This window comes from Klebsiella sp. 141240, assembly GCF_050600805.1.
GTDB classification, from domain to species: Bacteria; Pseudomonadota; Gammaproteobacteria; order Enterobacterales; family Enterobacteriaceae; genus Klebsiella; species Klebsiella aerogenes.
This window is the reverse complement of sequence record NZ_JAQIRK010000033.1, coordinates 1-10,961: the sequence shown is the minus strand read 5'-3', so window position 1 is coordinate 10,961 and position 10,961 is coordinate 1. Positions and strand designations below refer to the sequence as shown.

At 50.4% G+C, this 10,961-nt stretch carries 16 protein-coding genes and 1 pseudogene; all 17 read right to left on the bottom strand.

Annotation, left to right across the window (positions count from 1 at the left end; genetic code table 11):
- Nucleotides 1-95 precede the first annotated feature (95 nt).
- Nucleotides 96-824: pseudogene (locus PGQ95_RS25830) on the bottom strand (hypothetical protein); the annotation flags it as partial.
- Entirely contained in the window at nucleotides 808-2,232 is a 1,425-nt protein-coding gene (locus tag PGQ95_RS25825; RefSeq protein WP_113373684.1) for a DUF4055 domain-containing protein, read from the bottom strand. The pseudogene PGQ95_RS25830 and the gene PGQ95_RS25825, both read right to left, overlap by 17 nt.
- Before the next feature lie 3 nt (nucleotides 2,233-2,235).
- Nucleotides 2,236-3,540, bottom strand: a complete 1,305-nt coding sequence (locus PGQ95_RS25820) for a terminase large subunit domain-containing protein (protein WP_113373683.1) — start codon at nucleotides 3,538-3,540, stop codon at nucleotides 2,236-2,238.
- The gene (locus PGQ95_RS25815) at nucleotides 3,518-4,510 is read right to left on the bottom strand and encodes a terminase small subunit (protein WP_113373682.1); all 993 of its coding nucleotides are present in this window, start codon (nucleotides 4,508-4,510) and stop codon (nucleotides 3,518-3,520) included. Before PGQ95_RS25815 ends, PGQ95_RS25820 begins: the two co-directional genes overlap by 23 nt.
- A gap of 200 nt (nucleotides 4,511-4,710) precedes the next feature.
- The gene (locus PGQ95_RS25810; protein WP_113373681.1) at nucleotides 4,711-4,956 is read right to left on the bottom strand and encodes a DUF2560 family protein; all 246 of its coding nucleotides are present in this window, start codon (nucleotides 4,954-4,956) and stop codon (nucleotides 4,711-4,713) included.
- A gap of 445 nt (nucleotides 4,957-5,401) precedes the next feature.
- Nucleotides 5,402-5,599, bottom strand: coding sequence for a hypothetical protein (locus PGQ95_RS25805; protein ID WP_162750169.1), 198 nt, complete (start codon nucleotides 5,597-5,599; stop codon nucleotides 5,402-5,404).
- 156 nt (nucleotides 5,600-5,755) lie between these two features.
- Nucleotides 5,756-5,950, bottom strand: a complete 195-nt coding sequence (locus PGQ95_RS25800; protein ID WP_047053461.1) for a hypothetical protein — start codon at nucleotides 5,948-5,950, stop codon at nucleotides 5,756-5,758.
- Nucleotides 5,901-6,176, bottom strand: coding sequence for a hypothetical protein (locus PGQ95_RS25795; protein ID WP_047053462.1), 276 nt, complete (start codon nucleotides 6,174-6,176; stop codon nucleotides 5,901-5,903). Before PGQ95_RS25795 ends, PGQ95_RS25800 begins: the two co-directional genes overlap by 50 nt.
- On the bottom strand, nucleotides 6,173-6,520 hold the full coding sequence (locus tag PGQ95_RS25790; protein WP_047077968.1) for a hypothetical protein: 348 nt from the start codon (nucleotides 6,518-6,520) through the stop codon (nucleotides 6,173-6,175). The genes PGQ95_RS25795 and PGQ95_RS25790 overlap by 4 nt, the downstream gene beginning before the upstream one ends.
- Nucleotides 6,517-7,059 carry a glycoside hydrolase family 108 protein gene (locus PGQ95_RS25785; RefSeq protein WP_058675829.1) on the bottom strand — a complete coding sequence of 181 codons (543 nt, stop codon included), beginning with the start codon at nucleotides 7,057-7,059 and terminating at the stop codon, nucleotides 6,517-6,519. Before PGQ95_RS25785 ends, PGQ95_RS25790 begins: the two co-directional genes overlap by 4 nt.
- Nucleotides 7,056-7,355, bottom strand: a complete 300-nt coding sequence (locus PGQ95_RS25780; RefSeq protein WP_058675830.1) for a phage holin family protein — start codon at nucleotides 7,353-7,355, stop codon at nucleotides 7,056-7,058. Before PGQ95_RS25780 ends, PGQ95_RS25785 begins: the two co-directional genes overlap by 4 nt.
- A 180-nt stretch (nucleotides 7,356-7,535) precedes the next feature.
- Nucleotides 7,536-7,958: a hypothetical protein gene (locus PGQ95_RS25775; protein WP_224108409.1), complete on the bottom strand. Its 423-nt coding sequence runs from the start codon at nucleotides 7,956-7,958 to the stop codon at nucleotides 7,536-7,538.
- Nucleotides 7,959-8,115: 157 nt separating this feature from the next.
- Nucleotides 8,116-8,937: an antitermination protein gene (locus PGQ95_RS25770; RefSeq protein WP_047053470.1), complete on the bottom strand. Its 822-nt coding sequence runs from the start codon at nucleotides 8,935-8,937 to the stop codon at nucleotides 8,116-8,118.
- A complete protein-coding gene (locus PGQ95_RS25765; RefSeq protein WP_049056600.1) occupies nucleotides 8,934-9,074 on the bottom strand; it encodes a YlcG family protein in 141 nt (46 codons plus the stop codon). The genes PGQ95_RS25770 and PGQ95_RS25765 overlap by 4 nt, the downstream gene beginning before the upstream one ends.
- A complete protein-coding gene (locus PGQ95_RS25760; RefSeq protein ID WP_049056601.1) occupies nucleotides 9,071-9,652 on the bottom strand; it encodes a recombination protein NinG in 582 nt (193 codons plus the stop codon). The genes PGQ95_RS25765 and PGQ95_RS25760 overlap by 4 nt, the downstream gene beginning before the upstream one ends.
- Nucleotides 9,653-9,654: 2 nt before the next feature.
- Nucleotides 9,655-9,855, bottom strand: coding sequence for a hypothetical protein (locus PGQ95_RS25755; protein WP_049056602.1), 201 nt, complete (start codon nucleotides 9,853-9,855; stop codon nucleotides 9,655-9,657).
- 4 nt (nucleotides 9,856-9,859) lie between these two features.
- Nucleotides 9,860-10,456 carry a DUF1367 family protein gene (locus PGQ95_RS25750; RefSeq protein ID WP_224108408.1) on the bottom strand — a complete coding sequence of 199 codons (597 nt, stop codon included), beginning with the start codon at nucleotides 10,454-10,456 and terminating at the stop codon, nucleotides 9,860-9,862.
- Between the last annotated feature and the right edge of the window lie 505 nt (nucleotides 10,457-10,961).

Here is a 10,961-nt window from a genome sequence, read left to right as displayed (position 1 = left end):
GGGTTATAGCTGAAGCTAATCCTGAGTAAAACGGTGGATCAATATTGGGCCGTTGGTGGAGATATAAGTGGATCACTTTTCATCCGTCGTTGACAGTCGCGAATCCGACAGTCTTTTGATGTACGGTTATCCAAAGTGGATAACCACTGCTTACCCTTCAAAATGTCATCGTTCGCGTCTGCAAAGCTTTTCCTGGCAGTCGAAGCAAGATGCCCTACAGCCGTTTTTGCAATACTGCCAGCATTGGAGCGGCTCATCTGCAACGCGCCATCCTGATAGCCACGGTTAGCATGACCCCGGACCTTTCTGGCGATTTGCTCATGGGTATCGCCCAGGAGAAAACCCTGCCGCACTGTATTGGATATTCTAGCCATCCTGTCAGCTTCAAGGTTATCTGCCCACTCCGAAAGCAGGCGCCCCTGAAACGGCCGTGCCATCGCAGTTGCATAAACGGCATCCGGTGAAATGCCCACCAGTGGATGAAGCGATAGAACATCATCGGGGATCGCAAACTGGAACAGGCTCATCTGAAAGCCTGCTTCGTGCTGGGCGAGTTGCTGCAGCTCATCAGATAGGCCCGCGTACATTGACTGCACAGCCTCACGATTGAGAACTCTGACATTAACGAGCAGCGCTTCCAGTCGCGACACGGTAAAGCTGTCAGTATCCAGGCTATCCATCGCCACAAGCAATCTGGCCGTCAGTTCCGCATCGCTGTCATTCAGGATTTTTATCATCCTGTTTGCAACGCTTGTGCTGTACCGCGCCATCCATATCGCATGCGCTATCGATTCATCCTGAAGCTTGTCATTCGCCGTTGCCATTTGCACCACCCGGGTTACTCAGTCCGCCGGCCAGCGTGACCTGCTGATTCCGTAACTCGTCAATTACCTCTTCGGGCTTCGCATCCGGATCAATAAATTTCAGAGCCTGCAATACGCGAACAGCATCGACCTGACGTATATCACCACCCTGACGGAGCGACTGAACAGCTGTTGCAGCTGCGGCATCAAACGTCTGGGCTGAAACATCCAGTTCGGTGCGTACATCGACATTGCCGCCTTCTTTCTCGCCCAGCCATTCCGCCATAATTTGCAGGATATTATCGAGCGCATCCTCAAGCGAGCTTGCCATGGTGTAGAGAGGTGAATTCTCCTGCATCCGCTCTTCGTGAGTCTGGTCTAAGGATTTAGTCGATGTGTTTTCCGCGCGCAGCAGTTTTGCGCCGGCCTGACGCATCTGGTTTTCCAGATCCTCAAGGGAAATCTTACCGGCTTCAATCGCAGCCCCGGTATGCTCGACATATTCCAGTCCCTGCCGCTGGCGGTCATCGAAACGAGTCGCAGAGGAAGAACCTATCGTCAACGTTTCGCCATCAGCCAGACCGTAAGCTACCAGCAACGGCACGCGAGCGACATGAAGTATGTTGTCCTGTTCACTCTGACTCTGCCAGTGCTTGATATTCAGTAAGGCGAGATTAAGCAGTGGCGGTGAACCACGCATAAAGCCTGTTCGCTTCGTATAGAGCGTCACCAGGGGAATGTCATCGCGACTGGTTTCCCACTCGTCGTGAATCTGCCACTGGCTTTCGCCGTTATCTCCTTTATTTCGGCGATATATTTCAACCTTGCCCGGCATGATATGGCGTATTTGCTCAACTTTTGTTTGCCCGTAATCATCGCCATCAATAATGATGACCTCTCTGATACGCAGATCGGTCAGCACCACTTTCCCTTTAACCACTTTCGATTTCCAGCCAATGACCTGGCGAGGATTTAACATCGTGGCATACGGGCGGGATCCCGCGGCTTTTTCGTCGGCTTTAGTTTTTACTGCCTCCCGGTCAATTTTCGGGAAATCCACCAGCGCATGTACCAGACCATACTGGAATCCGATGCTGAAAAATTGCTGAGCCCAGACATCGAGCCGGTTTCCTTCCATATCAATATCTGGCGACAGCTCCCGTATTTGTTCAGGAGAGTTCTCACTCAATACCGTCGGCTCAGCAAATACTCGCCCGATGTTTTGTTTAATGGCCTCTTCATAGGCAGGTAGTAACGTTGCCGAAGCTAAACGCTCCTTATAGCTCTCAGGATCTTCATTCGGCCATTTCGGGAGATACTTCTTGCCCTGCCGGCGCATTTCCAGCGTGCCGCCCATCAGCGCATCATTAATATCCCATGCCTCGACCATGTCGTTATAGTCGAGATTGGGCGTTGAAATATCAGGCATGGTTTACATCCGCAGTTGGGTGACTTTTCCAGTCGGTTTAATGATCGGGAATTGCTTCACAATGAAATACCCACCGGCATCGTTGGGGTGATCGTTATCCGCCGTTTTATCCGGCTCACCGTTTTCACCCCAAACCTGTTGCTCAAGCGACTCGGTGTACACCGGGCACCGCTTTACATTCACTTTGTAGCGACGTTCACCGTTACCATTGCAGAACATGGCATTCATCGCGTTGATGCGGTCTTTCACTGGCGGGTTTGATGCATTAACAACAACATTGAAGCCGGCCTGCTTAAGCTGGGCGATATCCGTAGCGCTGGCATTGCTGGATTTGCGGGAATCGCCGGAAGCGTCCGGGTAAATATAGATTTCCCGCACCTTGCGATAATCTTTGCCGTCGTACAGCCAGAACCGTTCTTTGATGATGCGGATCATGTCAGGGGTGTCGTAAGCCTTCACAATTTCATTCACCGCAAATGGAAGCCCCAGACGTAATACATGAACAATACCGGCCATCTTCCCGACGTTGAAATCCATACCAATATACAGCGGCTCACCGGGTTGCTCTTCCTCCCGACAGTTATTCAGCTTACGGTCAAACTGATGGTAAATCGTCCCACTGGTAAGGTTGGTGAACTGGCCACGCAGATAAGCCTTGATCAGCTCTGGCGGGTATGACTCCATCAGCGACGGGATATAGTCCGGCGGCAGATTCTTTTCGTTATCGAACGTCGAGGCCTGCACCAGGCCGTACAGCGTTGAGAGCGAAGGCTTATCGCGTACAGCCTTTGCGAACTGCTGATAAACGAATTTAAACCCTTCCGGCGTCGTAGTGACGTCGATCCCGTTACGAAGACCGGCCACGTTGTAACGCATACGAGCAATTATTTTTCGCCAGGCTAACTGCGCCTTTTTGGCGGGCATTACGTCCAGCTCATCAATCAGCGCGTTACCGATTTTAAAACCAACGATGGTTTGCGGTTTCTCCATCGAGCGGCAAATTGTCGTTCCTCGGTACTGGCGCCCGGCGTAGAAGTGAACCTCTTTGTTCCCCTCGTTGATTTTGACATTCAGCCCCCAGTCATTGGCTACTTCCTCAACGGTGGGATAAAAGATGTCACGGATCTGCGGATACGTAGGGGCAAAGTAACCCTGGTTGATTTTAGGGTGTTCCCACATTCCTTTGCAGATGCCGCCGCAACCGACCCATGTTTTGCCAGAACCAAAGCCGGCGACATAGGCCTTAAACTTGTACTGCATCGCAAGGAATTTGGCCTGAGGAACGTTAAGCGTCGGTGCTATCGCCATCCTCTTCCCTCACTCGCGCATCGACTACGTTGATATTGATCGCAACTGGCGTTGGTTCGTCATCTTCCGGGTCAGCGGCCAGTTCTTTGCGAAGTTTGTCGATCTCCAGCTGCCGGCGCTCAATTTCTATCTGCTGCAGGCGCTGGGCGAATTCACTATCAGCCAGGCCGAGACGCTTCATCACCGCCTCGAACATTCGCTCGCGGCTGATAGCGGATATCTCCACACCGTTCTTTCCGAGCTTCACGCCGGAATAGGCAAGCGCTGCATCAGGCGCCAGCTTGCGCGTATCAGCGAAGAAAGGCTGGCCGATACCATCCCCATTGCAGCGAGGACATTCCGGGTTAGGTGCGCTAGTGTGGTCGTAGCCGTATCCCCCATCATCCAAAGGTTCCCGACGTTTACGCTCAAGTGCTTCGAGGCGCTTCTCTTCGTACTCTACGGCATCGCGCCACTGATACTGATGACCGAAGCCCCAGCAGTAACGGCAGCTACCGCGGCGATACTGAGAAAGCTGGTTGGCGTCGAAAGTTGCCAGCCGCCACATCTGCTCAAGCACTTCATCAGCACTTCCCAGCGTGCGCGCAATGGATGCTTTCTGCTGCTGCGCAATGGCCTGCGTAACGTTAGGATTCGTTAGAAGCTGACGGCCATAGTTTGGGTCGCTATAACCCGCTCGCTCTGCGGCGGCAGTGGCGTTATTGTCCTTGAGGTATTCGGCAATGAAGCGCTTTACCTTTGGACTCAGTTTGCTATCCACCAGCTCTTCTGCGCACTTTTCCTTTTGCGCAGTGCGCAATTTCTTCTGCGCAGGTTTTTGCGCAGTTTGCGCAGTGGGTTTCTTGATATATCGGCGGGCAGTAGCGTAATTCAGTCCCTGCGCTTCACACCAATCCTTCGGTGATACGCCGGTTGCGGCATGATCGGACAGGAACCGTTGCTGAAGCTCGCCCCAGTCCGGCTTTGCCATGGATTACTCCAATAAAAAAAGCCACCAGCGAACGCCTGTGGCCTGTGTGGGTTGTGGTGTACATATTGGCTCGGGTGTGCCTCTCTCTGTAGGGTAGCCATCGTGATAGTTGCGTTCTATCTCCTGCTTCTTTGACGATTAACAAGTACACCACAAATCGTCATTATCACATGCACTCATAGAATACCTGCTGTAACGACTTAACTGGACTGCTCCGTGACTGTATCAAACAGTGCCAGCTCTTCGGTTGCTTCCTGAATCGCCTTTCGGGTTTTCGAGACAATCTCACTTTCCGTGTAAACACGATCGAAAGAGTCTGCAAAGAGCTCTGCTTTGAGATAGCTATCGCCAACCCAATCAATGGCCAGCTTAGCCGCGGCAGTGTCGTAGTTAACTTTCTTGATGATATCTAGGCGGATTTGTTCGGATGCGGTGATCTCTGACATGTCTTACCTCTGTGCGATGTGGGGCATTATCGAGATCACTCTGAGAATGGCCTCTGTGATGCATTCGCATTTATCCTTGCCACGTATACAAGCAGAGCGGTTACCTACAGGATACTTGTTGCGCACAATAAAAAAGGCCGCATAAAGATGCGACCTTTGGTTAATACCAGTTAGAAAACTAAAATCTCTAAGGAGCCACCCGGGTGAGACTTTTCTGCTTAATAACTGACCTCTGCCATTTCGGTGTTAGCTGGCAGTAGTTACGAGATGATAGCTTCATTTTGGCTATCGATATCATTTAATTACTGAAAAAGCCCTTTATATTAATTATTCACTACTATCCAGAACATTGAACCAGAACAAAAGATGTATATGCTGTTCTTTTGATACCAATGATCAATTCGCTCCAACCAAGTGGGTTGCTAACAAATTACTCGAGGGTTCCTTAGACAGTGACCCATATATTTAAATGCTCAATGTAGCGCTGGATAGGAACATAGATAACCACTCCGTTAGAAAGATCAACAGACTTGATAACACCCCCCTGTGGCGCAAAATATTCCCCATCAGAATGAGGCTGGATTGAGTGTTCGTCTCCGTAACGATAATCGTGGGGAAGTTTAGGAAGTGAATTTTTCGTCATGGGCAGCTTCTTAGATTGAAGGAATTTAAAAATCAATAGTGCATTAGCGCCCATGAATTAGATACAAACTTTTCATTGTTTACCGCTCTATTGTCTCGCTTTCAGATTTTTACTAATGTGGCAGTATATATATCAATAAGTTAGACCTTCCCTGTATTACTTAGCACCCTTCTCTGTAATTTGCGAGCAATTGGCCAGCACTGATTTGTTGTGCGCCAGAATGTCGCGCTTGGTCTGCTTATCCAGCACATTGATATCGTGGTCGGTCAGGTAGATGATTCGTACCCAGTTGCAGGCCGTATCAACCACCACCGGGGCGGGTAAACTTTTCGCGCAGCTCCCGATCAACATCGTCATCAGGCATATGGCTAACTGTCTGCTGTACATTGCAGGCCTCTCTTGTGGCTTCCTCTTTCCGTTCAGACGCGGCGACGCTAGCAGCGGCTTTCTCTTCAGTACGCGTTTGTGCTGATTTGGCTTCTGCCTTGCTGGTACCGCGAGCATGGCCAATACCGAATGCACCAGCGATAGCACCCAGGATAAGGACCACCAGCTCAGCAATAATTTCAAAACTCATTGCTTCGGCTCCTTCTGTTTGTCGGCCTTATCTTTCAATGCCGGCTGCCGTACATATTGTGAGAGCACCGCCAGCACTACCAGCGCAGGGCTAATTAGTGCAACGATATTTGGCGGAAGGATGTTTTTGATATCCGGCGGCAGCATTGCCCAAGCATGAAGCGCGGCATCCGGGAATGACTGCGCCCATACACCGACCAGCGCGCCAGCAGTCCCCAGACGAACAGACCAAGTTCTAAGTAACAGGCGAGCATGTCCCACAAACTCAATCCGGGTATACTTTCTTAACAGCAACAACGTTAAAACAACCACCAGCGCAAGCAGAAAGAAGATAATTAGCTTCATAGGTTTACTCTCTCCTTCACCCACCCGAAGAGAAATTCTTCATTGGCTTCCCGCGCTTCCGCAAGTTCGAGATACCGTGCGCCCTGACTGCAGTTCAACCCTTTCTGTATCACCGTGACCCCTGCGCTACCCCGTACGGCTAGGTAACTGCGCAGCGCGGCGATCGTGATGTTCCCAATGACGCCATCCGGTTTCAGGTCGGGATATAGTTTGCCGCGTTGGTTCAGTGCCGTCAGCCAACGCTGAAGGAACGTTGTGGAAACACGCGGCCCCATGTTGACGCCGGTATCGCATAACTCTTCTGCGATTGATGGTGACAATTCGGCGATCTTGTCAAATTTGGGCTCCAGCCAATACTGCTGCATATAGATTTCTTTCGCAGTTTCCCGAGGGAGCTCTTTCATATCGCCTTTGTAACCGTATGCACGCGCTGTGTTCTGCGTGATACCCCAGCGAGTAGGGCCGCCTTTATCAGAGGGGTGATCGACATAACCACCCTCTTTGCCGAGGATACCCTCGATAATCTTGTCTGCTGTCATTGTGCTCTCACTCCGGTGATTCGCTCCCAGAAATACGTGAGCGCTACAGAACCCATAGTCCCACTGATACCGGCAGTGGCCAGAATCATGTAAATACTTAGGCCGCCTTCTATGCTGACAAGCCCACCGATGACACCGGTGAATCCTGAAACCACGATTTGCGCGAGAGCGTTAATCCAGCTCCAGGTAGCTTTGTTTTGCTTAACGTCAATCAGGTATCGGACAAGACCGCCCCAGCATGACAGAGCAAGGACAATCAGCCATGAGACTCCGGCAATGCTTTCTTTATCTTGCATACGTTTAGCCATATCACCTCCGAAAAAACGGGGTGCTGTGTGTGTTTGAAAGGGTCAGGACCGTTGGGCTGATTTATCAACCAAGCTCGTCGCAGATGATTCCCGTGAGCCTGATATAAAAAAAGCCGCCAAAAGGCAGCTTTAATGAAGTTGTTATACTGATGTGGCTCGATAGTAGATTTAACCTTTATCGCTTAAGGTGCACGTCCCTTTCTCCAGAGGGTTGTGCACGTCCGACCCTACCAAGTCGTTCGTAATACTGTAAGTTAGCAACTTTGCCTTTTTATTGAGAATCATAGAGATTGCGGGTCCTGATATTTTTTTCTGGCCATCCATATTGCCAAACACATATATATCCTCAATCTGTCCATCCTTATTAGGCGATGAACCATTGAAATACAGCTCAATGCCATAATGCTCTCCCTCCTTATCTTTCCAGCTAGCATAACGATGCCAGCCATCTTGTTTCTTCACATCTTGCCAAGTAACAATAGTGTTGTTTTTAGAATGTTCTGGAGAGCATTTGAAAACCATCATCGTTGGCTGGTTAGTGGCATGCGCGGAAGCCACTAAAAACAATGCTGGGAAAATAATCTTTCTCATAATATCGCCTGATGCAAAGCAGGGAATTATACACATGCGAATGGCAATGGTAATTTATGTCCATAAAAAAACCCGCTCGCTGGCGGGTTGATCAACGGTGAACAGACAATGCCCATCGTTAGAACAAATTAACACGAATTCGGGAAAAGTAAATATCTCAGCGCGTTATTTGTTTGAGCTGTCCCTCCGCCCATGCCTCTTCTATATCGAATTTAGTGATCAGTTCGTCAAAAAATGGTTTAACCGTCTTCTTCCATGTATCCAGGGTGATGGCATCCGTTACCTGGCAAATGGCACTGTGCACAGCAGTGGAGAGGATTCGCTCATACCCACGACCACCACAGCGCTTGCAGTTGCCCATGACAGGCACTCCCTGCTTCTCCGTCTCATCCTGGTTCACTACCTTCCCCCGACCGTGGCAGTCGTTACAGGCAGCGCTAACAGTCCCTTTTCCCTTGCACTTTTGGCAAAGCACCCGGACCTGCTCCCGGACCGACTTCACCTCCTCCCAGTATGATGGATAGATCCCCTTTGTAACTTTGACCCACTTCGGCGGTTTGCCGTCCGGATACGATACTTTGTTGGTGAAGACCTCTACGTCGATGAATCCGGAACCGCAGCAGCAGTCACATTTTTTTTTGCTGGAAGCGCTTCGCGAATAGTCCTCAAAGGCGAACGTTGCGAGGATCTGAATAACCTGAGGTTTTACGTTCGTCGCGAGCTTGCGCAGCGCGGCAACTTTATCGCATTTTGTCAGCGCATATTCAGCTAATAGACCGATAGCTCGTTCTCGATCATTGTTGCTAATGCCCATCTTGCCCAGAAAAGCGCTATACCCCATAGCAGCACGTTCCTGTGTCATGCCCATTGCAGCCATAATGTCAGTGCCGGTTAATGAGTCTGATGTCGTCGCTCGTGGAGAATCGCTAATCATAGTGGACTTCGCGAAGTGGTATTTCACTGTATTTTCGAGGTTCATGCTATTTCTCCCAGATACTGATAAATGCGGACAAAGTTTTTCAAAATTCGATAATCGGTCATTACTGTTCCGCGGTGCCGGCAGAGGCGGAGCTTTTGCCAGCGTTCGCGGATACGTTCGATACCGTCACGGCTCATGCGGCCTCCCGTTGTTTTATTAGCGCACGGCGTAGCGCGCTGTAATGGCGTCTGATGCCTTCCAGTTCTTCGATGGTGTATCGGTGAGGGGTGTTGTTGTTTTCCAGCGCCTCGACGCGCTCAGCGCCGATTTTCTCTACCAGGCCAATGCGGTACTGCTGCTGGTTTCCTGACATCTGCACGTTGCAGTGATGGCACTGCTTGTGAATGTTGTCCTCGTTGTAACGCAGGTGCGATGCTTTACCGCGGGAACGGTAATGACCTGCCTCCCACTGAACCGTGTCAAAAGTGCCGCAGCTGATGCATGGCAAGTCGTAGTCTCGTTCGCGGATATAGTCGTTAACGACACGCTGGGTCATATCTTCCCAGTGCCTGAGGGGCTTCACCGAGGCTTTGCGTTTACGCCATTCGGCGCGCTCTTTCTTCGCTTTCGCATGCGCCTGTTTTTCGCGCTTCTTCTCCAATTCCTGCATGGCAAATTCAGCGCCATGCTCAGGAGAGCACCAGCGGTGGTTCTCGAAAGCTGGAGTGAATTTCGCCCGGCAGATTTTGCAGCGTCGTTGGGGTCTCTTTGCCATATTCAACCCCACATCCGGTTGCGCCAGCGGGAATCAGGGCGCGGTGGATTCTTGTCTTCCACCAGCTGAGCGCTGACGGTCCAGGTCGTAAAGTCCTGGTTTAAACTACGTTCGACCTTTACCCCGCGTTTGCGGTAATTATCTATCAGTTCATCGGCCTGCTCGGTCGTGCAGTCGTGATGGTGAAACCATGAATATTTCATCGATTCACCCCGCAAAGCTGAGCAATTGAGACGCTGCATTTTCAGCAGCTTCACGACTGGCGAATTTATGGGACAGAATCCACCGCCAGAGCACATCCAGTGAGGACTGGTAAAGCTGGTGGAATTCGGTTTCGTCCATACTCGCGAAAGAAATGCTGCGTGGGTGCTTTTTCAGAGTGCCATCTGGCAGCTGAAGCGCATCGTAATGGCCGGCTTCCACGATTACCCATGAGCGATAGGCGTCAAAGGATTTGCAGATACTGATGCTTCCGGCTCGTTTTTCTGCGACGCGGTCAAGATATTGCTCGGCGATATCCTGGAATACCGATTCATTGCCACCATGGGATGCAAGGAATTTGGAATAACCGAGAATTAGCCTGCGCTCGTTCGAAGAGATTGCGCCGCCAGTAGGCTCCCAGTATTCAAAGCCCAGATTGAGTAAGGCGAAATATCGGCGGTGAAACGCCGGGTTGCGGACAAGCTTATATTCGGCCTCCAGGACGGCACCGAGCTTGCATTTTGTTTGAAGAAAATCGCTGGTCTCCGGCGTTGCGGGGATCAGGATACCTTGAGAATGTTTTATTAAGTGCAATTGCGCCATGGTTTTTCTCCGTGGCGCAGTAGGTAACGGTTGTTCAGGCCGTTGATTTCATATTATCAGAAGGTGGAATAACACGATAGCCGAGTCGTTCAGCAAACCTCATAAATCCATTTAAGGTAAATATTTCTTCTTCTGGCAATAATGGGCGCATGGAGATAATACCATCGGACCTATAAACGAGATGCCTTCCCGTTGAAGGAAAGCTACATATAACGACCCCATCAGTCCGCCTTACTACATCGTACCAAGCCTGATCATTAGGAGTTTCAAAACAAATCGTCACGTTCCCTCCCTGAGTGACCTGCAGACGTACTCACATAACGCCAGTTCCGCAACTGTAGATGACTTTATCCACTTATTCATTTTCAGTTCGGTGTACATTAACACCCCCAAAAGTACTGTATATACAAGGGTCTTCCCCGATCATGGTGGGAAGGCTCAGAACGCCATATTCAGCTTTCCGTAGTGGAACATCACCCCCAGTTTAAAGCGCTCCCGGTTTCGG